Consider the following 24,117-nt stretch of genomic DNA (forward strand, 5'->3'; position numbering starts at 1 on the left):
CTAAGTTTTAGCAAGATATTAAACAACATGGAGCTTGGTCACAATGTCATGCACGGTCAGTATGATTGGATGCAGCATCCGCATCTGAACAGTCAAAAGTTCGATTGGGACATTGTCTGTCCTGCGCCGCTTTGGCAGCACTCGCACAATTACTTACACCATACCTTTACCAACATCGTTGGTCGTGACCACGATGTGGGGTATCATCTGATTCGAGTGACCGATGAGCAGCCTTGGACGCCAAGCGATAGTAATAATTTATTGATCACCATGATACTGGCATTAGGGTTTGAATGGGCAGTGGCCTTTCACGATATTCAGATCAGTGTTGATGAATATGCACATGACGCGCACTTGGTAGATGTCATGACACCCAAGTCACAAGCGCTATTTGACAAGATAAAGCGACAAATAGGCAAAGATTATCTGGTTCTGCCTATGTTTAGTGGGCTGGTATTTGGCGCGCGTAGTGCTATGACGACAGCCAGTGGCAACGTGACTGCCAATATCGTACGTAATGTTTGGACTTGGGCGGTGATATTTTGTGGTCATTTTACCGAGCAGGCACATATCTATACGCATTTAGATGACAATGAGAGTCGCGGCGACTGGTATACCAGACAGATATTAGGATCAAGCAACATCACAGGTCGCAAGTGGTTCCATATTTTGACCGGTCATTTGTCGCATCAAATTGAACATCATATTTATCCTGATATGCCAGCCAACCATTACACACGCGTGGCCCCGCAAGTACAAGAGATATGCAAAAAGTATGGCCTACCTTACAATACAGGCAGCTTTGGTGCGCAGCTTACCCAAGTCATTAAACGTATTTATCACTTTAGTAAACCAAGTAATGATAAGCGAGATTCATACTTGCAAACGCAAATGGTTATGGATAAAAATAATGAGACAAGCCAAGCAAAGACGTCCTTAACTGTTACGCAAGGTCTGAGTAAATACTTGCCACCCGTCGTGCGTCATGCTTTATTTTATTATAAATAATCTTTATTCTATGTTGAATCACATCAATAAAATATACCCAATAACTGGAGATTTATATGAGTAATCAACAACCGTTAGATATCACGCATAATGAAGATCGCAATCGCTTTGAGACTACGATAGAAGGTCAAACTGGCTATATTAGTTATCAAGAACGTGGTGATGCTTTGGTTTATGACCATACGATTGTACCGCCAGCGCTTGGTGGGCGCGGAGTGGGTTCAAAATTAGTCAAACATGCTCTAGACTATGCACGTGATCATGACAAAAAAGTCGTGCCACAATGCTCGTTTGTATCCTCTTATATTAGCAAGCATCCAGAATACAAAGACTTGGTGTAGTAGCTGTATGATACAGTATCAATATGACAGCCTAAAATACCTGTCATAGTATGTCTAAGTATTTAAATGGGCCGCCTTAATCTTACCTAACAGAACCGACTAACCCATTGCCTACCTATCTATTTAAGCTATCTAACTATATATTTATCCATGGATATATGGCAGGATGTAAAGGATAGGTGGGTTTTTTGTTCTCTATTAAGTAGCAATACGTAATACGCTTGAATATAAGTATCAAATAGTAATAGTTAAAACAAAATACCAGTTTTACCAATAAAAAAGGTGCGATTATTGATAGCATTTTAATCAATGACGACAACACTCTTATTAACCACGACATAATAATAAAGGATATCGGTATGAGTAGTTTATCCGACAAACAAGTTGATATGCAGCTAGAAGACCTTACTGGTTGGCAGCGTGATGGGAACAGTATAGTAAAAACTTACCATTTTAGTAACTTCGTCGAAGCCATGAGTTTTATGAATCAAGCAGCATTCTATGCTGAAGCACTTGAGCATCATCCTGAATGGAAAAATATTTATAACATCGTCGAGGTACGTTTGACGACTAATGATACGGGCGGTATTACCAGCCATGATATTCGCTTAGCAAAACGTATGGAACATATTATTCAACCTAAACGTCTATAAGATTGTATTGCTCAATATTTTTAATTAATACCGACTTAGTGAAAACACAAATAAAAACGTCCTCACTTGAGGACGTTTTTTTATGCTAAATAAGCAGCATTTATCAATTATGAATATGTTGTGCTGTTTACATTTTACGGCTAACAAACGCCACGATAAACAAGATAACTGCTACTGCTAAGAAAATATAGGCCAAATTAGCAGATAGTCCAGCAACGCCGCCAAACCCTAACAAACTTGCTAATAGCGCAATAACAGCAAATATAATCGCCCAACGAAACATAATCTTTCTCCTTAAACAAAAAACATCCAGAATATAAATAGAGCAAACCAACGCATATTAGTAATATGATCGGTTATCAACCTACAGACGATAAGTCCTATAAACAATCAATACTGCCAGGTTCGCTAAATTCGATTACTCTTAATGCTTATTGTTGTTAATATTATTTCTTATAAGTTGTAGTAGTAGATTAACAACCTTTTAGAGCAGATAAACGTTCAGTTTGGTAATGATCACGATATGTTATGTAACTTATGTATGCTCATTGCCCTGTTTTGGACAAAGTTGGGTTATTGGTCGTTTATCAAACCGATATATAACTGGTATGGTTCTAAGTTGACTTTGAACTCATAACGCTATCAAACGTTTATATGACGTAAAAATCTAAGCATTACTCTGCTCTCATTTATCTAAAAAATAGTAAGGAAAAAATATGAATAATGATATGGATACTCAACAACGCACATATGCTGTCGTTTTATACGGTGCAACGAGTTTTGTCGGTCAAATTACTGCGCATTATTTAGCGCAATTTTTGGCAGATACCAGCAAGCAAAGTGATGCAGATTCACAATCCGTCACTTGGGCAATCGCTGGTCGCGACCAAGAAAAATTAGAAAAACTGCAATCTGAGCTTAGCTCAGTGCAGCAGAATGGAGATACTAAAGCGAAGATCGATATCATCGTCGCTAATAGTAATGATGATGCCAGTCTGGATAAGATGACCGAACAAACACAAGTTATTATCTCAACGGTTGGTCCCTACCTCAAATATGGCGAACCTTTGATTAAATCGTGTACCAAAAATGGTACCGACTATGTCGACCTTACAGGCGAAGCCATTTTTATTAAAGATATGATGGACAAATATCAAGACGCTGCGAAGCAAAGCGGCGCACGTATTGTTAATTCGTGCGGATTTGACTCTATCCCCTCAGACCTAGGTGTCTACTACACCCAGCAAAAAGCTGAGAAGCAGTTTAATGAAGCCTGTACGGTCATCAATATGAGAGTAAAAGCGGCAAAAGGTGGCTTGTCGGGCGGTACAGTTGCTTCTATGGCCACTATATTTGAAGAAGTCGGTCAAGATAAAGGGCGCCGTAAGCAAGTTGCTAACCCCTACTTACTCAACGACGATAAAGACGCGCCTAGCGTGCGTCAAGAGAATGTCAGCCGACCTGAGTATGATGAGCAACAGGAACGTTGGTTGGCGCCTTTTGTGATGGCAAGCATTAATACGCGCATCGTTCATCGTAGTAATCAGCTCTTAGGCTACGAATATGGCCGTGATTTTAAATATGACGAAGCGATGTGGATGAAGGATGGGGTGAAAGGCAAACTAATGAGCTACGGTATGAGCGTTGGATTGTTGGGGTTTGCTACGGCAATGGTGTTTAAACCGAGTCGCGAGCTGCTCTCAAAACATATCTTACCAAAGTCAGGCTCTGGACCTTCTAAGTCTGAACAAGAAAACGGCTACTTTGATATTCGTTTTTTTGGTGAGACTGCCAACAAGGATAGTATCAATACTAAGGTCACAGGCAATAAAGACCCAGGCTATGGCAGCACCTCACGTATGCTTGCTCAATCAGCCTTATGTCTTGCTCAAGATATCGCTAAAGAGGATGTGTCAGGTGGTTTTTGGACACCCGCTTCTGCGATGGGTGATAAGCTATTAACGCGCTTAGAGACTCACGCTGGTCTTAGCTTTGAAGTCGTTGACCAATAATAACCGTAAAATATATCATGAATGATAGCCGCACTTTAATTATAGAGTGCGGCTTTTTTGTTGCTTTGAGCTTTACTATTTAGACTTCTAAACGACTGGATAAATTAACAGAGTGATAGTCGAGTCAAGATAAAAGAGGTAGCACATGACTAAACTAATATTTAGTAAATGTGTTAAATAAGTATTAAAGTCAGCAATGTTAACGAACGATAATTGTGTATTTCTTACGTAAGTATTATCACCAATTCATGGTTATGTGCCACATAACGACACATTTCGTTAATGCAATGAAACAGCGACCATCATTTATATCACGTACCCTTAATAAAGTTATCAACCTGTGAAGATTGTGTCTATAAAATTGATTAGATAAGGCTTCAATAACCAGTTCAAATAGCTAAAAAACGATAAGTTAAGAGCAAGAAAATAACGCTCAAATAACTGTTCTTTAAACTGAAATCGTAAAATAACGGTTGAATAACAACGACAACCAACAGTCATTGAGAGGAATCTATTATGAAATTGAATATATTAACGACAGCCATGTTAGCGTCAGGCCTAGCTATGTTTGCGCATTCTGCCAATGCAGCTATGGTTACTGATGAACATGGTAACGTAGGCTACGACAGCTATGAAGAATGTGTCACCGCGGTAAAAGACGGCTCTGCTACATTCTACACCCCTTATACCTATCAAAAGCCAAAACGCCGCGCTGGTGAAGCTTCTGTCAAAACAATGCGTTTGTCCGAAGTTATGATTCCTCAAAATGTGGTTAGCGGCAATAATTTGCAAACGTCAGATTATGCAGCTGGTGCTTGTGATTTGGGTGTCGGTCAATCGGATGATCGTTATGGTGTTTCGGGTGCATTGGTCGGTAAATACGTGCCTATCGCCCCTGATATGCCAGTTAATGTCTACATGAATAAAAGTGGTGACCCTATACGTTTGAGCATGCAACAGTGCGACAATCATTTTAGTGATAAGTTTCCAACTCCTGTAGTAAGCGAAGTGACATCTCTTGAAGCGCAAGTGGCTGTGGCAGAAGCGCGTACTGTAGAGCCAGTCGTCGTTGCAACTAAGCGCGTTATTCGTCCTACTAAATATAGTGTGAAAGAGGTCATCTATGCTCCAGAAGACCAGATTAAACGTATCAAAACGGCGGAAGGTACAGCAGTAGCCATCGAAGATGGTACTGAGCGTGCTACGATTGTTGGTCAAGAAGCTGACGAGCAAATCGTTGATGAAATCGAAATCAATCAGACTTTTCCAGTTACTCGTGTACCTAACAATGATACATCATCACGTGTTGTGGACCCAGATACTGCCGAATAGCTCATTGTAGAATGTATAGTTGGCTTACCATCAAAGGATAACGTGTCATATTTTATTGATATTAAATCCTAAATTATCGGTCAAAATTTATACATATTTACAGACACAGCACTTGCATATCGTCACACGAATACATCAATCTGTTAGACCTTTAATGAGTTTACTACTGAAGTACCAGCATGAGAGCTGGTACTTTGCGTGTTGAGATTATAGCTATTTTATAAATCTTTTACTTATATGTGTCATGACAACCTATAACCCAGTTGTCATGATTTTGTTCTATCTACAGTTGACGTTTTAAATATATTAAACAGTTATATTTAAGACGTTAAGTAGATGGATAACTAAAGGAATAACGATCAAGCTTAAACATATTTTTAAGCTGATTAATAAAACTTGTGACTCAAGGAATTAACTGATGCAAAATCGTACTTTATCATTAATCATCGGCGCAGCTTTAGTAATGCCAAGTATTGCCATGGCTGCTCCTATGGATCAGGGCAATATTACACCAGCAGATATGCGCGATACTCCTGCACCTAATACTTTACAAGCTGAGATTGAAGGCCCAGATGGTGAGTTATTGGCCACTCAACCGGGTGAAGTAGAAAGTGATGTAAATATTGCTGAAACGAACCCTGATGAGATGAACGACCCAAACATGATGGGTAACCCTGATGAGATGAATGACCCAAACATGATGGGCAATCCTGATGAGATGAACGATCCAGACATGATGGGCAATCCTGATGAGATGAACGATTCAAACATGATGGGCAACCCTGATGAGATGACCAATCTCGACTCTGAGCAAGCTGCCCCGCAAGCCCTAAACCAACAACATAGCAATAATGAATATCAGCCATTGATTGCAGGTGAAGTGCTTAACGATGACCCTAACAGCGCAAACGCAACAGTTACGCTGCAAGAGAAAACTAAAGATAACCGTGGTGAATTACTAGCAACTCAGCCTGCTGAAGTTGAATTTAGCGAAAATCGCCGTGTTATGCCACGTTAATGTTGTTTAACTAACGATAATTCAGCGATGGCTTGTTAAAGATATATCACTACTGGAAACATATGTTGTGTGCATAAAAAAGGCAGCCGTTAGGCTGCCTTTTTATGTCTCTTTATCAATTACTTGCTATTATTTCTTAGTTTTTGTTACACCCGCTTCTTGTAGCAGTGCACCAAGTGTACCCATTTTGCTAGGCGCTTCAGCTTTATCAGCTCTAGGCGCTTTACTGCGGTTATTAGCGCTGTCTTTGTCTTGACGGTTGCCACGTGGTTTTGATGGGCGTTTATCGGCGGCTGGGCGGTTGCTACGTGGGCGGCTGGCTTTGTCATCATTACCAGTGCTTGAAGTAGGCTTTGCTACTGAACGCGCTGGCTTTTCAGACTCAGGCTTCATACTAAAACCAATGCGGCCACGTTTTTCATCAATAGAAATGACGCGCACCGAAACGATGTCACCTGGTTTAACGCGGTTCATCGGATCTGCAACGAAGTCATTGGCCATCTGTGAGATATGTACTAAGCCGTCTTGATGTACGCCAACATCAACGAAACAACCAAAAGCGGTCACGTTGGTCACGACGCCTTCAAGCTGCATGCCTTCTTCTAAGTCCTTAATGCTATTGACGTCTTCACGGAAACTAGCAGTTTTGAACTCAGGACGTGGATCGCGTGCTGGTTTTGCCAGCTCTTCAATAATCGCTTTTACACTGATATTGTCATCATTTGCCGCGAGCGCATTGGTATCGATAGTATTTAGCACACCATCATTACCGAGCACCTCTGATAATACCTTGTCTGTTTGCGCCAATAAGCTGTCGACCAGCTCATAGCTTTCTGGATGCACGCCAGTGGCGTCAAGTGGATTGCTACCGTCATGGATACGTAAGAAGCCTGCTGCCTGCTCAAAGGTCTTAGCACCTAAGCGCGGTACGTTTTTGAGCGCCTCACGGCTATCAAATGCGCCATGCTCTTTACGATAAGTGACGATTTGCTGCGCGACATTGCGGTTCAGACCAGCGATATGAGCCAAGATGGCAGGGCTCGCCGTATTTACATCAACACCAACCGCGTTCACGCTGTCTTGGGTAACTTTATCAAGGCTATCAGCTAACTGGCTTTGGTTCACATCATGCTGATATTGACCAACACCAATCGCTTTTGGGTCAACCTTGACCAGCTCTGAGAGTGGATCTTGCAAGCGGCGAGCGATAGATACCGCGCCGCGTACAGAGACATCTAGGTTGGCAAGCTCATCACTAGCAAGCTCACTGGCAGAATAGACAGATGCGCCAGACTCATTAACGATAACAGCTTTGGCTTTTAGAGCATCATTCGCAGCCAATATCTCTTTAACCATCGCATCTGTTTCGCGGCTAGCAGTACCATTGCCAATAGCCACTAGATCAACGTTATAAGTACTTAATAACTCATCAATGACTTTTTTGGCTTCATCCATCTTATTGTCAGGAGCAAATGGATAGACAGTCGCCACCACAGGCTTGTCTTCGCTATCTAGCATGACGTGGCCTTGGGCATCGACAATCGCCATTTTGACGCCATGACGAATACCAGGATCGACACCTAAAATAACTTTACGACCAGCAGGTGCTGACATGAGTAGATGCTGTAAATTATTAGCAAATACATCAATCGCATCCGCCTCAGCAGTCAGACGCTTTTCAGTCAATAAGCGATGTTCGATATGCGGACGCCATTTATCTTTCCATAAGCTGCTAGCAGCTTCTGCTAAAAACTCACGGCGCTCAGCTGGCGCTTTAGAATCGACATCGAAATGACTAATGATTTTTTCGATAAAAGGGGCATCTTCGCCTTCGATTTTGAGACCTAAGACGTTTTCTTGGCGACCGCGTAGCATCGCTAATAGACGATGGTTGGGCAGACGCGCAAGGCTTTCGCTATGCTCAAAGTAATCTTTGAACTTCTCGCCTACTTCACGCTTCTCGTCACTGGCCACGTTCGATACGATACTAGCCGTTTTAGCAAAACCATTACGCAGACCATCAAGCAAATCCAATGCCTGTGTCCACTCATCGACGATGATAGCTTGGACACCAGCCAGTTGCTTTTCAAGATCACTGAAGTCAACTTCAATCTCATTGCCGCTATCGTCAGAGATACTAGATGGCGCTTGATAGTCAGCCAGTGCATCTGTTGGCGTGATCCCTTGCGTCAAGACCGCTTGCGCAGCAACATCGAGACCAGCGGCGCGTGCTTTGGCAGCCGGTGAACGGCGACGCGGACGGTATGGCAGGTAGATGTCTTCAAGCTCAAGCTTAGACGTCGCATTATCAATACGGGTCTGCAACTCGTCTGTCAAATTGCCTTGTGTGCTGAGAAGCTCAGTAATTTTGAGGCGACGTGTTGCCATATCGCGCTCATAATTGAGCGATTTTTCTAAAGCACGTAGCTGCGCATCGTCAAGATTTTGCGTCTTTTCTTTGCGATAACGTGCAATAAACGGGACAGTGGCCCCTTCATCGTAGAGTTTGACAAACGCATTGACTTGAGCAGTCTTAATGCCAAGCGCGCGAGCAAGTTTGTCGTGAATATTCGCGTGTGTGGTTGCATCTAGGCCCTGTGTATTTGTCGAGGGTTGAGACGCCGTTAAGGTATCAGTGCTACTCATATCCGTATCAATCGTTGAGAAATGTAGTTTGGCATTATAGCAAAAGCTGCATGAATAAAAATCCTTTTTATATCTTCATTACTTATCATAGTCTTTATCGCTCAAATAATAGTCTTTATGGTTTAAGTTTTCATATAAACTAGCGTTAATCGCTACGTTAAACAAACGCATACAGCATTTATGTCTATGGATGATGCAATTGCCTGTCCAATCTTATACACTAAAGCTATAAGATTAAAAATATCAATCTTCCTCAAACCCTTCAATAAAGGTATGAATGGTCAGATTTGCTCTAAAAACGGTTTTTGTTACTATTACTTTTTTAGAATTTTTGACCGTAGCATTTTTGATTTTGTGTTATAAGTATTTAGTGGGATGGATACCACATAAATTGACTGTTAAATAGATTGATATGAACTCATAACAACCACTACCCTCAAGATGGTACTAGTATCTAATGTGTCGATTATCAATAACAATCATAATTTTTGACAATATAGTGGCTCTTGGCAATGACAATCTTTGGTAACAACAGTTTTTGGTAACAACACTATTCATTAAAGGATATCTGCATGACTGATAATAAAAGCACCGATAGCATGACCCAACGTATTTTAGTCGTCGATGATGATGCACGCCTACGTTCTTTATTACAGCGTTTTCTAGAAGATGATGGCTTTGTAGTACGGACGGCTCACGATGCCAGTCAAATGGACAAACTAATGCAGCGTGAATTGTTTTCTTTAGTAGTATTGGATTTGATGCTACCAGGAGAAGACGGTATCAGTATTTGTAGACGTCTACGTGATGACAACGGTGATATTCCAATCATCATGCTGACCGCCAAAGGTGGCGATGCGGATCGTATTGCCGGTTTGGAGGCAGGCGCTGATGATTACTTGCCAAAGCCCTTTAACCCAAAAGAGCTATTAGCACGTATCAAAGCGGTATTGCGTCGTCAAAACCGCGAGCTGCCAGGTGCACCAAGCTATCAGCTAGAAGTGGTTGAGTTTGGACCATGGACGCTTGATTTATCGACGCGTACACTTAAACGTGACGGCAACGTCGTGACATTGACGACAGGAGAGTTTTCTGTCTTAAAGGCCCTCGTACAGCATCCGCGCGAACCATTGACGCGTGATAAGCTTATGAATCTTGCACGTGGCCGTGAATGGGGCGCGATGGAGCGCTCAATCGATGTTCAAGTATCGCGCTTGCGCCGCCTAATAGAAGACAACCCATCACAGGCCCGTTATATTCAAACAGTTTGGGGTGTGGGCTATGTCTTTGTTCCTGATGAGTCAGAGTCGGATGCTGAAGCTGAAAACGGATAAAAGCTAAGCGCTTAGGAACTATGATGACAGACGATAACTCTTTTCCTCATAAATCTGGCGTTCGTACAGACCACCATTCAGCTACTCTAGATAAGCATAAAAGTGCTCATCGTGATAATGAAGATTCAGAGTCGAGTCATTCTTCATCAGAACACAGTCTGACTGCTGTACTTGAGCAATTAGACCCTGATAAAGATGCGGGCAAGGTAGATATCGGCGATATCATGGATACGCTTAACTCTAAAGGCTTTGGATCTTTAATATTTGCCCCCGCTCTCATTGCTATCATGCCAACAGGCGGCATCCCTGGGGTGCCGACAGTTTGCGGTGTTATAATTATTTTGATTAGTATTCAGATGCTCTTTGGTAAAGAGAGACCTTGGTTACCACAATTTGTTGATAATATCTCTTTTGATGAGGACAAACTGCACAAAGGTGTGAACATTGCATCAAAAGCCACAAGGTGGATCGACAAAGTCGTTAAACCCAGACTTAAGTCGCTAACCTCTAATAAGGCAAAAAAGGTAGCGGCAGCCCTTTGTATTTTTGCTGCCCTTGCTATGATTCCTCTTGAGCTCATACCTTTCGCGGTTATGATACCTGCGGCTTCTGTCATTTTATTTGCCATCGCTTTGATTACAGAAGATGGGTATGTGTTTTTAGCTGGCTTACTGTTGAATCTGGCCACTATTTATTTTTTAATTACTCAAGTACTTTTATAAAAAAACCAACCGCATCGGGTTGGTTTTTTATGATAAACATAACATAAGATTATTAGCGCAGTTGACTGTCTTTACTACCACGGCGATTAAATAGCTCTGCCGCTTTGGCATCTTGTTCAAGCTCCGTCTGACAGCCGACACAATGCTGAACACCAGGTACAGCTATACGCCGCGCTTGTGGAATTGGGCTACCACACTCATCACAAAACTCAGCGCTATCGCCTGTAGGTATAGCACTTCTGACACGATCTAATGCATCATTCACAGTTGCATCCATCTGTTCGTGCTCAGCACCATCTCTTGACCAGCCACCTGCCATAACTTATCCTTTCTTATTTAATAAAAGTCTTTAAGAACAAATAGATGGGGCTAAACAGCCTTGTTTTCAATACTGAAGAAAATAAAGCCAGTTATTATGCGTTTCAATCTTTTGGTTGTAATGCCACAACTTGACCGCGTACACCAATGCTGTCATCGCTCATCAGACAGACATAACCTGCCATGATATCCTCAGGTGTTTTAAGACTCATCGGGCTTTCACCCGGAAAAGCATGCGCGCGCATATTGGTACGCGTACCACCTGGATTGATACAGTTAAAGCGTAAACGAGTCGTGTTTTGCGTTTCTTGAGTGAAGATATCACTCATGCCTTCTACGGCTTGTTTTGAGAGCGCATATGCACCCCAAAATGCGCGTGGATATGTACCGACAGTACTGGAGGTAAAGACAATAGATCCATTAGCAGCGTCTTTAAGTAACGGTAATAGTGCTTGAGTGAGCATAAAGGTGGCGGTAAAGTTGACCTGCATCACCTTGGCAAAGGTATCGACATCGTACATCTCAAGCGGTGTCAGCTCGCCTAATATCCCTGCATTATGTAGTATGCCATCAAGTTGACCGATTTCTTTGACGATCAAACCTTCTAATTGCTGCATTTCAGAATAAGTGGCTTTCTCTAAATCCATCGGTAGCATTGCAGGTTGTTTACCGCCCAAGCTCTCGATCTCATCATAGACAGTTTCAAGCTTACTGGTAGTACGACCAAGTAATAGTACCGTTGCGCCATAGCGCGCATAGGTCAAAGCAGCGATACGTCCGATACCATCCCCTGCCCCTGTCACTAAGATGGTTTTACCATTTAGACAATTATCCTGCGGCTCAAAAGTACGAATATCATCATGGCTTAGAGGTTGATTCACATTGTCGCTCATAGGTTCGTCCACTACTTATCTATTTATAATAAAGTTTATGTTTGGAATATCTCAGACTGGTTGGATATCACTGACCAGAAATATCCAAACCAATACGCTTAAATTATATATATTCAAACTTGCTGGGGGATAATAACAATTTGCTCAATTGCTTGGGCGTATCGATAATATGGTCTGCGCCCCAGCTTTTTAAGTTGTTTTGATCTTCAGGAGGGATATACCCATAAGCGGCCAAAATCGTCGACATACCAGCAGCCCTACCAGCGTCTATGTCACGTATATGATCGCCTACATAAACCACGCAACCAGCAGCGCCACGGGGTATTCCAAGCTTTTCTAGGGCCATATACATCGGCTCTGGATCCGGCTTACTGCGTGAGACGTCATCGGGACATACCAAAACAGCACAGCGCTCATCCAATTGCATTACTTTGAGCAGTTGCTCTGATAAGTAACGCGGTTTATTAGTTACAATACCCCAAGGCACGCCTTTTTCTTCAAGCGCTACTAGTACCGTTTCCAACTCATCGAACACGCAGCTATCGACACAAATATCTGTCTCATAATCATCCAAAAACTGCTGACGAAAAGCCAGTAAGGCGTCTTCGCTCATCTCGATTTGATCATTATAACGTAGCATCAGCTGCACCATGGCCGATGCACCAGCAGAAACTTGCTCACGAATCTGGGCCTCAGGCGGGGCTTGCCAATTGTTTTGGGCACTCATCTTACCAATAATACGTACAAAATCTGCTGCAGTATCAATGAGCGTACCGTCTAAATCAAATAAAACAGCTTTTACAAATTGAGTCATATCGTCTGCTCTTATTAAAATTTATCTTCAATCAGTGGCTTTTGAACAGCCAACATATAATTAACATCGACATTTTGTGCCAACCAATAGCGTTTGGTTAATGGATTGTAATGTAACCCGATGATATCTTGACGACGAAAGCCTGAGTTTAATGCCATTTTATCAAGCTCAGCTGGGGTAATAAATTTTGCATAGTCATGGGTGCCACGATCTAGCAGGCGCAATACATACTCTGCTCCAATGATCGCAAACAAGTAAGATTTTGGATTGCGATTGAGGGTAGAGAGCACACAGACACCGCCTGGGGCCAGCAGATCATAACATGCTTGTACAATTGCACTAGGATCTGGTACATGCTCGAGCATCTCCATGCAGGTCACGACATCGAACTGACCTGCATGAGTGGCTGCTAAGCTCTCAACGGGTACATGCTGATAACGTAAACAGTCTTCTAAATGGCTTTGCTCTGCATGTAAGCTGGCCGCTTTTAAGTTTTCAGTACCCAAATCGATACCAGTGACATCAGCGCCGCGACGTGCCATCGATTCGGCTAATATGCCGCCCCCGCAGCCAACATCCAATACTTTTTTACCACTCAGACCCATCTCAGCCGTTTTCTTTGCGTCATGACTTTGATTACCGTCTTGATTGCTATTTTGATAGCCACGTTTGACGTTTTCTTCTATCCAATTAAGACGTAGCGGATTAATATGGTGCAACGTTGCAAATGCACCCGTACTATCCCACCATTCATTAGCAAGTTTATTAAACTTATCGACTTCGCTTGGATCGACATTGGTAGACGCGTTCCTCTGTGTATGCGTGGCTTCTACTTCGGTCATATCCGTATTATCTGGGATGTCGTTTGTCATCGTATCTGACTGAAGATCGTTAGATGAAGGGGGAATGGCTGAGCTCATGAGGTTTCCTTTAGTGTCATTACTTATCTATTATGCATTACTTATCTGTTGTGCGTTGTTACGCGCTGTCATGGGCTTTATGGTAGCATGAGCGCGCGCATTTTGCGTAAGGACATCGTGACCGATTATGAGGGGTATTGTTAACTTATGCCAAGTGAAATATGTCTCTCAATCATGGATTGACAGGTCAAAAACAACTGTTTAATTTGTTTATAGGTAAGGTTGCATAAATAATGTCTAACAGCTTTACAACGGTAGATTAAGAATCCGGTTCACAAACAGCCCTATTTTACGTTATGATAAGCAGCTTGCGCCTCGCGCTTTCTCAGCAAACATCGTCATTAAAAATTCAAACATTTATTCCCAAAGGAAGACGTATGAAACGTGTCATCACATTGACTGGTCTGGCTATTGCCATTGGAATCGCCAATATGGGCGCACAAGCAGCCGATTATGTCGCAGGAAAGGACTACCGTGTCCTAGATAACCCAGAGAAAATCAGCGGTGATGCTATTATCGTACGCGAATTCTTTTGGTATGGTTGCCCTCATTGTAACGTCCTTAATCCGCATATGGAAAAATGGGCTAAGACCAAAGACAAAGACGTGGCTTTCTTTAAGACGCCAGCTGCGCTAAATCCAGTTTGGGAAGCCAGTGCACGCGGTTTTTATGCCGCTCAGCTATTGGGTTATGAAGACAAAACCCACGATGCTTTGTTTGACGCTGTCCACAAAGACGGCAAGCAGCTGTTTGATCAAGCTTCACTAAGCAAATGGTACGCTACAAAAGGTGTTGATCAAAAGAAGTTTAATAGCTTATATAACTCATTTGCAGTAGGCACCAAAATCGGCCGCTCACAAGCGGGTGCTAAGCGCTATCAACTCTCTGGTGTACCAGCAGTAGTTGTGCAAGGCAAATATGTGGTAACGGGTGAAGGTGCAACCGTTCCTAAAGTAGTCGATTATTTGGTAGATAAAGTTCGCGCTGAAAAAAAATAGTTTAGTGAGCACCAATTACTATTGACAATAAAAAAGCCAATCGTTAACGATTGGCTTTTTTATGTTTAGTTGTTTTGTCTTAAAGAATTAAGTTTACGAAAAAAGAGCTTGTTTATGGATAAGCTTGTAACGGTACAAGCTCTAGAAAGTTAGACTGCGTGTCGAGCAAGCTCTTATCAGGTGTCAGTCTCTTTTCCCACGTTTGTATCGAACGCTTCACGATCTTTTTCTTTGAACGCTTTGAATTCCTCAAACGCTCTGAATTGTTTGAAGCGTTCAAACCTTTCAAACGCTTTGAACGCTTCAAACTCTTGGAACGCTTTAATAGACTCTTCTTCTTTGCTTTTTTCAATTTCTATCATCGCTTGAGTGCCCTCAAAGGCATATTGGTATAATGCTTTTATATCGGGTCTATTGCCGATACGCTGTGTACGTGGACGTTCAGGTGCATCAGTTTGTTCAGCGCCTGTCGCACGTAAGCACTGGCGTATTTGGGTAGGTGTTAGGATTGCACTACCGCGGGCACGCGCCATACCTTGCAATGAGGCCACGGCTCCAACCACAATAGGTGATGCAGACGACGTGCCTGAAAAAGTATCTGTGTACCAAACGTCCTCGTCTAAACCGCTTTGTAGATCACCATAGCCACACGTCGTCACTTCACGACCCCAGCCTTGTGCATCGATCAGTGCGCCGTAGTTTGAAAAACCCAATCTTGATCTATCTGGTCCATGATCGCGTCCATGAGTACCAGGCGGCGGTGCTCCTGCGCCAACGAAAATAGCGCCAGAATCTCGATTTGATCGGCGAAAAGAATTACGCCAACTACTTGGAAAATTGTTTGGTCGCACCTCATAGATATCATCATCCAGATTTTCAGCACCATTGCCAGCCGCTTCGACCACGATGATGCCACGACGAGTTGCCGCTAAAATAGCAGCATAGTCATCCTCCCACCACTCAATGGCAATATATCCTTTTTGATCTTCTCGAGCTTGAAAGTCATAGCGTGGCCCTGGACGATGAAGCTCTAGCAACAACACGTCACCGCTTCGTAACCGCGCTGTTGCACTGCGGATCGCAGCTGCCGATCCCATACTACCAAAGATTGACACTGCTGATGCCATAGCCTGATCACTGATGCCAGATACCCCAAATCGATTGTGATCACCAGAATATATGCCTAACACTGCCGTACCGTGATTGCGCCAGCCAAGATCTGGTGATTGAGTGCCACCAACTACGCCGCCTTGGAGTTGGCGTAAGTCTTCGTGAGTGAAGCGCCATGCTCCTTCAATATCAATGATGCGAACATTCTGTCCTCGGCCACCTTCACGTGCGTGCGCCCATTGGGCATTCACCCCTACAGGGCTGGGTTCTAAATAAAGTTGGTGCGACACAAAGTCTGGGGTCACAAGAGCAGGTACTTCATCCTGTATAGCGGCATTTTGTTCATCTAGCATCACAGGAGGTTCAGCACCAGGTTTTACATAAGAGGCTTCAACTCGGCTCAAACTGGCCATTGCCTCAGCAGCTTCTTGCGCCCTTTCTTGATCCACTTCCAGCTTATAAAATCGACACAGATTCGGCATCGGTATATCTGCCACGCCTTCAGCAGACTCGGCCATCATCTGTTGCTCAACTCTCTCCTCTGTACTGCCAAACATAGGAACCATATTAGCTTGATATGTATCTAATACTTTTTTTATATCAGATACTGGTTCTGCTGTGGTGGTCTCAAGACGCCCATCGGAGGCACGCAGTCCCACATCAGGCTGCATAATAACAATCGTCTCACGTGGGGCTGCAAGCGCTTTTTTTCCTGAACTATTTATCATAATTATCACTCCTATTAAGACAAAAATTGCTTAGCAAGGACTACTTAGGGAGGAACGTCAGTTGGCTTTTTATAGCAGGTATCAACGAACGTTAGCTCTAAAAGCTCGACAATCAATGTATTTACCTGTTCCTTATCAGGAACCAGCAAAGCTGCATACCGTAAAGCTTCCGCATCAGTGTCTATAGGAGGTTGTACGGTTACGTTGTGATCAGCGGCCCATTCTTTTAGCATCACAAAGGCGTGATACATTGGCTCATCAAAAGATGGATCCGGTACTGGATTCAAAATCACAGTTACTATTATAGGTTCAGCCAATGATAATACTCCTACCTGATGTATAAGGAACGATTAATAAAAGAAACGATGTTAACGTAACTGTACTTATCCAAAAAATAAATACACCTTAATATCATATAGATAGCATAGAAAATACCATAAGGCGAGATATGACTTGTAAACAACTTACTTAACCTACAATAAATATGTTGTTAGCAACACCGATAATAGTTCTTAAATTGTCCGACATAAAACGTACGGTTTAATATTTTTCCTTTATAAAATTCATTTTATATAAACGATATATAGCAAAAAGCCGACTAAACTTAGTCGGCTTTTATATCTTATGATTAGATATTTAATATTTTAGCTGCGTTAAAATCGCAACTTCTCGGATGTAACTGGCCAGATCTTGTTCTGACTCTACTAGTAGCTCGTCATCTTGCATGTGTTTGGCGTACTCAATCCAAAGCAGCAGTTGATATAAGCTGTTGCGCTCTGAGGCTTTGTACTGTTTTACAAACTGCTTGAGCGTACCTTCGTCGTTAATATTAAGCCTACCCCGCCAGCTTTCAATTTTAGCAATCTGCTCGTTAGGAAAAAAAGCATCAAACAATGCTTTTACCAGTTCATGGCGGTTTTCTTCGCTAATGAGTTTACCAACACGTTTGGTCTGGCGATTGCGGGCATTTGCACTGCTAATATCTGCCAATGCCATCAATTCAGCCATAAAGTAGTCACTAGCTGGTAGGTTTTTGAGTTGCTTTTTCGATAAGCTAGCAAGCGGTATTGATAATTCTTGCAAGCGTTCATGAGCTTTTTTAAGTTCAGTACGCGAGACGCGCATGTCCTGTTCTGACCAATCAATCATACAAGCTTTCCAAAATAATAAATAAAAATGAGAGATGGCTGGCAACCATTTGTACCAGCACAATTTTTATACTACATCATACATATCGCCTATCTGCTAATAGAACAGCGGCAATAAAGCTACCAACGGCGCTTTTCACGATGCTTTGCGGCCACTACCAAACCTTGAGGTAGACTCTTTGCAAGATAACGTTGCAGCTTATCGGTGATAAAAACAGAACGATGCTTGCCGCCCGTACAGCCAATAGCAACTGTCACCGTATGGCGATTGTTATGTAAAAAATCTGGCAACCAACGATCCAAAAATTTTGCAATATCGTCAGTCATCTCGGCGACCTCTGGATAATCAGCGAAGAACTCATCAACCTCTGGATCAAGACCAGTTGCGGTACGCAGCTCAGGGTTCCAATGCGGGTTTGGTAAAATTCTTACATCAAATATAAAATCGGCATCGATAGGACTGCCATATTTAAAGCCAAAAGATAGCAGATTGATCACAATCTTATTGTCTGCACCAATATGATCTCGCAGGCGCTCTTTTAGCTGATGAATGTTTAATTTACTCGTATCAATCTTTATATCAGCATAGCTGGCAATAGGCTCTAGTAACTCTTCTTCTTTTTTGATAGCAGCAGGCAGATTGTATGTCGGATAAGTAGAGCTTTCATACTCTTGTGCCATTAGAGGATGTACGCGGCGAGTGGCGTTAAAGCGTGCCACTAAAATAGTGTCCTGCGCGGTCACGTAGATTACTTTGACCGTCTGTTCGCCATAGGTTTGCTTAAGCATCTTATGAATAGAGGCAAAATTGCTTAAATCTGCGCGTGGAGTGCGGATATCGACACCAAGGGCAATACGGCGAATACTGCTCTCACCAACTAATTTATCGACGGCACTTGGTACCAAAGACAGGGGTAAATTGTCGATAGAATAATAGCCCAAATCTTCTAAAATATTTAATACCGAGGTCTTACCCGACCCTGAACGACCTGACACCACCAGAATACTGACGCTGTCATCTTGCGACTTGTCTGTTACTACTGGTCCTGACGTTACTTTGTTGTCTTGATTTGTCCCTATTGCTTCCATGATCCCACCATCCTAGTTTGTTCAATCACTGATGCATACGTTGTATAGTCGATACCAAATAAAATCGATACGTTGTAACATGATGCGTAACTGGTATAAATTCTTTCTGCTTGCTGTGTCTACGCTGACAGAGGCTGCAAAAAATTTATACCAGTCTCGCTGTATTGTTTTTATAGCGAATTGACCATATCTTATCGTCTACTTTGTCTACGAGCATGTTAAGCGTTTTCTGTCTTTTAGGTATTACCACACGTTGTGAATCCATCATTAAAACTACTCATTAATAGTGACAAACTCGTTATCTAATAGACGGGCTCTTCCCAACCAAGCGGCAACTAAAATAATAAACCGTTTTTCAACTATCTCGGAGCCTTCAGCAGTAGTTATTGAGACTAGCTGATCCGTTTTTATCTCTAGATAATCAATCGTGAATCCAGCATCAGTAAGGTACATGCGTGTCTCTGCCAATAATGCTTGCATCCTTTGTTGACTTAGCTTGCCAGTTGCTAGCTGCTGAGCCAAACGTTGGAGCGCTTGATGTAGTACCGACGCAATGTGACGCTCAGCGCTAGTTAAATACTGATTGCGCGAGGACAACGCCAAACCATCATCAGCACGGATAATGGGCGCGCCTATGATTTCGATCGGATAACTTAAGTCACGTACCAATTGCTTAATAATTGCCAACTGTTGATAGTCTTTTTGTCCAAATACTGCCAAATCGGGTTGGATAATATTAAACAGTTTAGATACCACAATCCCAACACCATCGAAGTGACCAGGACGCGACTGACCACACAATTGATTGGCAATAGCACCCGCAAGCACACAGGTCGGAGGCGGCAATACGGGATACATCTCATCAATACTCGGCGCAAAGATATAATCAGCATCGACTGATGTCAGCTTGGCAACGTCACTATCAAGTGTGCGTGGATAACTGTCAAAATCCTCTCCTTCCCCAAACTGAGTAGGATTGACAAAGATACTCACGATTACAATATCAGCATGCTGTTTAGCAAGCGTTACTAGCTCAAGATGACCTTTATGCAAATTGCCCATCGTTGGCACTAAAGCAATGCGCTGCTGCCCGCGATGGGTCTGTAAAGCAGTACGCATCGCTGAGATATGATGGTAAATGATTGGCATTATTAAATATTCTTCTTTATAAACATAAAAAGATGAGCGTAAAAAGCTAGAGCATACCTTAACTAAACTGGTGCTGCTCTGCTGGAAAACTGCTTTCGCGTACTGACTGCTGATAAAGCGCAAAAGCGCCTTCAATACTATGCGCCGTATTGCGCTCATCAGTCAAAAAGTCATGCACAAAACGCGGCACACGGCCATGTGCCATACCTAGCATATCATGCATGACCAATACCTGACCGTCTGTATCTGCGCCTGCACCGATTCCGATCACCGGCACTGCAACCGCTTGGGTGACTGCTTTGGCAAGCTCAGCTGGAACACACTCTAGTACAAGTAGCGCTGCACCTGCAGCGACGACTGCTTTGGCATCAGACAACAGTTTATCGGCTGCTGCATCACCGCGACCTTGGATTTTGTAGCCACCAAAAACATTGACTGATTGCGGGGTCAAACCAAGATGGACACAAGTTGGCGTGCCTGCTTGCGCTAATGTGGCGACCAACTCACAAAGCTCATCGCCGCCTTCAATCTTAATGACATGTGCCCCTGCTTGCATAAGTCTGCGACTATTGGCTACTGCGTCTGGCAGCGTCACATAGCTCATAAACGGCAAGTCAGCCAATATCAGGGCGCTATTGTTACTCTGCGCGACATTAGCCGTATGATATACCATATCGTCGACGGTAACTGGCAGTGTTGAGTCGTGACCTTGGACGACCATGCCCAAGCTATCACCTATCAAGATAGTATCAATCTGCGCCTTGTCCATCATGCGTGCAAACATTGAGTCATAACACGTCAGACATGTGAACTTAGTACCGTCTTTTTTAAACTTATTTAACGTAGATAACGTCGTCATATGACCCTCGATTAATCTGCAATGCTTTTAACTTACTAGTAATTGTTATTCTGCTTGTGATCAAAAAACTTAGCAATTTCTTAATATATAGTCATCCTAAACACAAAAAACACAAAAATTGTGATGCGCTATTGGGATAATTTTTCCTTGCTTGCTGTGCCTACGCAGACAGAGGCTGCGCAAAATTTATCCCAATAGCGCTATATTTACTTTATAGTTGATTCAATTCAATAATAAATTAACTATAGTAGCTTTAAATCTGTCCAATCTTTACTTTGTGGATAAGCATCTATCGACTTGCCGGCAACTACTAGCTCTGGAGCTAGCTCTCGTAGCGGTATTAAGACAAAATTACGTTCAAGCAGTCCAGCATGCGGTATGGTTAATTGCGGCTCTGCAATTTGCGCTTCACCATACAATAAAATATCGACATCAAGACTACGTTCACCCCAACGTCGTATGCGCGCACGCTTAGCTTGCTCTTCTAGCTGCTGACAAAATGCGAGCAACGCAAAAGGTGGCAACGTTGTCTCAAAACCAGCGACCGCATTAACAAAGTCGGGCTGATCTTGTGGTCCCATAGGCGCTGAGGCGTAGAATGAAGAAACACGAACGTCATATATTTGCTGATGTGCACGCATCAGTGCAAGTGCTTGCTGCAAATGCTCTATAGGTGAACCTAATTCATTAGCCAGATTGCTACCCAAGCCTACATAGGAAGTTACCCAATGGGCGTTGCCCGTATCGTTATTCATATTAGACATTATCGGTACTAGGCTGACGGCGGCGACGCTTCGATGGGACAGGCCCTTTATTATCAATCACTTTACCAGAATTAACCTTGCCGTTAGCAGCTTGACTGGTTTTATCAGACTTTGCTTCTGCAGTTTTAGCTGGTTTTCTCGCTTTCACAGGCGTAGTTGCTTTATTAGTACTTGCCTTGTTTTCTGACTTGTTTCCTGCCGTAGCTTCGGCATGCTTTACCGTTTTCTCAACTTTAGTATTAGCTTTTCCATTAGACTGAGTTGCTGGCTTAGGCGCTTTTTTGGCGTACTTAGGGGCAGTTTTTGATACAGGCTCATTATTAGCGCTGTTAGCAACGCTAGGCTCACGGCGGCGACGCTTATGCGGTATCGGCTCGTTATTCATACTGACAAGCGCAGGCGATCTTGCTATCGTTTGAGTGGCCTTTTCTTTAGAGGTAGAAGGTGATGGTTTGTCTTCTAAGTGCTCTGACTGATGCGCTTCCTTATTAGCCGATGCATTTTTAGCGACGGTCTTTTTTTGCTCAGGCTGTTGATGAGGCTTAGTCTTATCTCCAGCCGTCTTATGCTTATCGCTACCTGATAGCTGCTTTTGTAATGGCGGCACGACGCTTTGGTGTTCGATGACGAACAACGGCGCAGGTTGGGCGTTTTGCTGCTTATCCGACATTTGCTTATTGCTACTGGCAAGAGACAGTTTTTGTAACTGAGCAAGCTCATCAGTGGCTTGCTTTAATGGCTGCGTAACATCAGTTTTACCTTTATGGCTATCAGACTGCGTAGCTTTAGCAGACTGACTTGTCGCACGGCGGCGACGTGCTGGAATAGTTGATGAATCATTTACCATTGTCTGGTCACTACTACGGTCTTCGGCACTGCTACTGGATCTACCATTAACCTTGCTGTCCGACACGCTTTTTTGATTGGACGTCCATTTGTCAGCGGTATCTGCTGCTGACTTTTGACGATTGCGCCCGCGACCACGCTGAGATTTTTTGTAAGCGCCGCGGCGAATACTTTCATCAAAGTCATCGATCGCTTGCTGCTGCTGACGCTCAGATAGAGTCTGATAAGTCTGCCACCAGTCGCCCATACCATTGGTCGACTCTGATAATGGATGCTCAGCATCCCCGCACTGCTCACGCAATAACAAAAAGTCAAAACCAGCACGAAAGCGTGGATGTTCAGAAAGCTGAACGATTTGCTTGTTGCGCGGAGCAGCAAGCTTTGGCTGCAATATCCAAATATCACGGATAAATTGCTCAGCAAACTTTGGAATCGCAGTCTTAATACGTTGGCGATCAATAACCTTACCAGCCGCATACATCTGTGCTTCTGCAAAAGGCATGTTACGCTTTTTGGCTTTTTCTAGCTGATGTAAGTAGTTTTCCCATAATAGAGCTGCATAGAAAAATGCGGGATTGATGCTTTTGCCCGCTGCAATGCGTTTATCGGTATTGATGGCGACTTGTTTGACTAAAGCGCTTGGCTCAGATGGCGGATAGATAACCAAGCTGTCAATCGCACCCGATTCAAACAATAGCGGCAACAATGGTACTAAGTAGCCGCCAGTAAACATCTTTTGCGTTTCATCATAGAGACGATGCGGTGATATTTGCTCAAGCAATGCCCAATTATCATCGTGAAACTGCTGAGACAACTCTTCGTCAAACTCAAAGCCCAATTTGGCTTTGAAGCGTAACGCGCGCAATAACCTTACCGGATCTTCTTCGATACGAACTGGCGCATGACCTAATAGGCGAATGATTTTATTATCAATGTCTTCCAGCGCTCCGCAAAAATCATGAACCACGCCTTTAAGTGGCTGATAATAAAGTGCATTAATAGAAAAATCACGACGAGAGAAGTCTTGTTTGATATCGCCCCAGACATTGTCACGCAAGATCATACCATCCTGATTGGTATTGGCGTCACTCGTTGGTGGCCCGCGAAAAGTAGCCACTTCAATCAACTCGCGCCCGGAGTACACATGCGCCAACTGAAAGCGGCGACCGATAATGCGACAACGCTTACCAAAAACGTCTTTGATCTCATGCGGTTTGGCATCGGTGACCGCATCAAAGTCCTTTGGGCGCAGACCTAGCAAGGTATCGCGCACGCCGCCACCAACGATATAAGCATCGAACCCAGCTCGGGTTAATGTGGCAATCACTTCAGTAATGGAATTGGGTAATTCAGATTTATTTAGCTCTAATTGCTTGGCGGCACGCTCGGCCATGCATCTACTCCTCGCCGGTATT

The 24,117-nt window shown here is 43.2% G+C and carries 23 protein-coding genes; 9 read left to right on the top strand and 14 right to left on the bottom strand.

Going from position 1 to position 24,117, the window contains the following annotated elements; translation table 11 throughout:
• The 3 genes from ACS8FC_RS05300 to ACS8FC_RS05310 all read left to right on the top strand — a co-directional run.
• The coding region (locus tag ACS8FC_RS05300) for a fatty acid desaturase family protein (protein WP_439296072.1) at positions 1 to 1,008 on the top strand (1,008 nt) is incomplete at its 5' end.
• A gap of 56 nt (positions 1,009 to 1,064) precedes the next feature.
• Positions 1,065 to 1,349 (top strand): GNAT family N-acetyltransferase, encoded by a 285-nt coding sequence (locus ACS8FC_RS05305; RefSeq protein WP_439262375.1) that lies wholly within the window; start codon positions 1,065 to 1,067, stop codon positions 1,347 to 1,349.
• 359 nt (positions 1,350 to 1,708) lie between these two features.
• The gene (locus ACS8FC_RS05310) at positions 1,709 to 2,002 is read left to right on the top strand and encodes a 4a-hydroxytetrahydrobiopterin dehydratase (protein ID WP_299218597.1); all 294 of its coding nucleotides are present in this window, start codon (positions 1,709 to 1,711) and stop codon (positions 2,000 to 2,002) included.
• Between the two features lie 127 nt (positions 2,003 to 2,129).
• Here ACS8FC_RS05310 and ACS8FC_RS05315 read toward each other — a convergent pair whose 3' ends face one another.
• Positions 2,130 to 2,285: a DUF1328 domain-containing protein gene (locus tag ACS8FC_RS05315; RefSeq protein WP_021814049.1), complete on the bottom strand. Its 156-nt coding sequence runs from the start codon at positions 2,283 to 2,285 to the stop codon at positions 2,130 to 2,132.
• 433 nt (positions 2,286 to 2,718) lie between these two features.
• Here ACS8FC_RS05315 and ACS8FC_RS05320 point away from each other — a divergent pair, with 433 nt between their 5' ends.
• From ACS8FC_RS05320 to ACS8FC_RS05330, 3 genes are all read left to right on the top strand, one after another.
• A complete protein-coding gene (locus ACS8FC_RS05320) occupies positions 2,719 to 4,014 on the top strand; it encodes a saccharopine dehydrogenase family protein (protein WP_439296073.1) in 1,296 nt (431 codons plus the stop codon).
• Positions 4,015 to 4,530: 516 nt separating this feature from the next.
• Positions 4,531 to 5,346: a hypothetical protein gene (locus ACS8FC_RS05325; protein ID WP_439296074.1), complete on the top strand. Its 816-nt coding sequence runs from the start codon at positions 4,531 to 4,533 to the stop codon at positions 5,344 to 5,346.
• A gap of 418 nt (positions 5,347 to 5,764) precedes the next feature.
• Positions 5,765 to 6,364: a hypothetical protein gene (locus ACS8FC_RS05330; RefSeq protein WP_439296075.1), complete on the top strand. Its 600-nt coding sequence runs from the start codon at positions 5,765 to 5,767 to the stop codon at positions 6,362 to 6,364.
• Between the two features lie 129 nt (positions 6,365 to 6,493).
• Here ACS8FC_RS05330 and ACS8FC_RS05335 read toward each other — a convergent pair whose 3' ends face one another.
• Complete coding sequence (locus tag ACS8FC_RS05335) at positions 6,494 to 9,010, bottom strand: Tex family protein (RefSeq protein ID WP_439296076.1); 2,517 nt, start codon at positions 9,008 to 9,010, stop codon at positions 6,494 to 6,496.
• 572 nt (positions 9,011 to 9,582) lie between these two features.
• Here ACS8FC_RS05335 and ompR point away from each other — a divergent pair.
• Together ompR and ACS8FC_RS05345 are read left to right on the top strand one after the other, a co-directional pair.
• Positions 9,583 to 10,344, top strand: a complete 762-nt coding sequence (ompR, locus tag ACS8FC_RS05340; RefSeq protein WP_439262386.1) for an osmolarity response regulator transcription factor OmpR — start codon at positions 9,583 to 9,585, stop codon at positions 10,342 to 10,344.
• 20 nt (positions 10,345 to 10,364) lie between these two features.
• Positions 10,365 to 11,066 carry an exopolysaccharide biosynthesis protein gene (locus ACS8FC_RS05345; RefSeq protein ID WP_439296077.1) on the top strand — a complete coding sequence of 234 codons (702 nt, stop codon included), beginning with the start codon at positions 10,365 to 10,367 and terminating at the stop codon, positions 11,064 to 11,066.
• Positions 11,067 to 11,118: 52 nt separating this feature from the next.
• On the opposite strand, the gene ACS8FC_RS05350 is transcribed toward ACS8FC_RS05345, so the two are convergent.
• The 4 genes from ACS8FC_RS05350 to ubiG form a co-directional block, all read right to left on the bottom strand.
• Entirely contained in the window at positions 11,119 to 11,385 is a 267-nt protein-coding gene (locus ACS8FC_RS05350; protein ID WP_439296078.1) for a DksA/TraR family C4-type zinc finger protein, read from the bottom strand.
• 103 nt (positions 11,386 to 11,488) lie between these two features.
• The gene (locus tag ACS8FC_RS05355; protein ID WP_439296079.1) at positions 11,489 to 12,277 is read right to left on the bottom strand and encodes a YciK family oxidoreductase; all 789 of its coding nucleotides are present in this window, start codon (positions 12,275 to 12,277) and stop codon (positions 11,489 to 11,491) included.
• A 103-nt stretch (positions 12,278 to 12,380) separates the two neighbouring features.
• Positions 12,381 to 13,091: an HAD family hydrolase gene (locus ACS8FC_RS05360; protein WP_439296080.1), complete on the bottom strand. Its 711-nt coding sequence runs from the start codon at positions 13,089 to 13,091 to the stop codon at positions 12,381 to 12,383.
• Between the two features lie 14 nt (positions 13,092 to 13,105).
• Positions 13,106 to 13,933: a bifunctional 2-polyprenyl-6-hydroxyphenol methylase/3-demethylubiquinol 3-O-methyltransferase UbiG gene (gene ubiG / locus ACS8FC_RS05365; protein ID WP_439296213.1), complete on the bottom strand. Its 828-nt coding sequence runs from the start codon at positions 13,931 to 13,933 to the stop codon at positions 13,106 to 13,108.
• Positions 13,934 to 14,388: 455 nt separating this feature from the next.
• Here ubiG and ACS8FC_RS05370 point away from each other — a divergent pair, with 455 nt between their 5' ends.
• Complete coding sequence (locus ACS8FC_RS05370; protein WP_299218608.1) at positions 14,389 to 15,009, top strand: thiol:disulfide interchange protein DsbA/DsbL; 621 nt, start codon at positions 14,389 to 14,391, stop codon at positions 15,007 to 15,009.
• Between the two features lie 176 nt (positions 15,010 to 15,185).
• Here ACS8FC_RS05370 and ACS8FC_RS05375 read toward each other — a convergent pair whose 3' ends face one another.
• From ACS8FC_RS05375 to pcnB, 8 genes are all read right to left on the bottom strand, one after another.
• The gene (locus tag ACS8FC_RS05375; protein WP_439262395.1) at positions 15,186 to 16,847 is read right to left on the bottom strand and encodes a S8 family peptidase; all 1,662 of its coding nucleotides are present in this window, start codon (positions 16,845 to 16,847) and stop codon (positions 15,186 to 15,188) included.
• 44 nt (positions 16,848 to 16,891) lie between these two features.
• Positions 16,892 to 17,164 (bottom strand): hypothetical protein, encoded by a 273-nt coding sequence (locus ACS8FC_RS05380; protein ID WP_299218612.1) that lies wholly within the window; start codon positions 17,162 to 17,164, stop codon positions 16,892 to 16,894.
• A gap of 319 nt (positions 17,165 to 17,483) precedes the next feature.
• On the bottom strand, positions 17,484 to 17,996 hold the full coding sequence (gene yjgA, locus ACS8FC_RS05385; protein ID WP_439262397.1) for a ribosome biogenesis factor YjgA: 513 nt from the start codon (positions 17,994 to 17,996) through the stop codon (positions 17,484 to 17,486).
• Positions 17,997 to 18,115: 119 nt separating this feature from the next.
• Positions 18,116 to 19,075 carry an RNase adapter RapZ gene (gene rapZ / locus ACS8FC_RS05390; protein WP_439262613.1) on the bottom strand — a complete coding sequence of 320 codons (960 nt, stop codon included), beginning with the start codon at positions 19,073 to 19,075 and terminating at the stop codon, positions 18,116 to 18,118.
• Positions 19,076 to 19,357: 282 nt separating this feature from the next.
• Positions 19,358 to 20,233, bottom strand: a complete 876-nt coding sequence (panC, locus tag ACS8FC_RS05395; RefSeq protein ID WP_439296081.1) for a pantoate--beta-alanine ligase — start codon at positions 20,231 to 20,233, stop codon at positions 19,358 to 19,360.
• A gap of 58 nt (positions 20,234 to 20,291) precedes the next feature.
• Positions 20,292 to 21,092, bottom strand: coding sequence for a 3-methyl-2-oxobutanoate hydroxymethyltransferase (gene panB / locus ACS8FC_RS05400; RefSeq protein WP_439296082.1), 801 nt, complete (start codon positions 21,090 to 21,092; stop codon positions 20,292 to 20,294).
• A gap of 242 nt (positions 21,093 to 21,334) precedes the next feature.
• Positions 21,335 to 21,856 carry a 2-amino-4-hydroxy-6-hydroxymethyldihydropteridine diphosphokinase gene (folK, locus tag ACS8FC_RS05405; protein WP_439296083.1) on the bottom strand — a complete coding sequence of 174 codons (522 nt, stop codon included), beginning with the start codon at positions 21,854 to 21,856 and terminating at the stop codon, positions 21,335 to 21,337.
• A complete protein-coding gene (gene pcnB, locus ACS8FC_RS05410) occupies positions 21,849 to 24,095 on the bottom strand; it encodes a polynucleotide adenylyltransferase PcnB (RefSeq protein WP_439296084.1) in 2,247 nt (748 codons plus the stop codon). Before pcnB ends, folK begins: the two co-directional genes overlap by 8 nt.
• Positions 24,096 to 24,117: the final 22 nt, after the last annotated feature.

The sequence above is a fragment of the Psychrobacter sp. 1Y4 genome, from assembly GCF_051847555.1.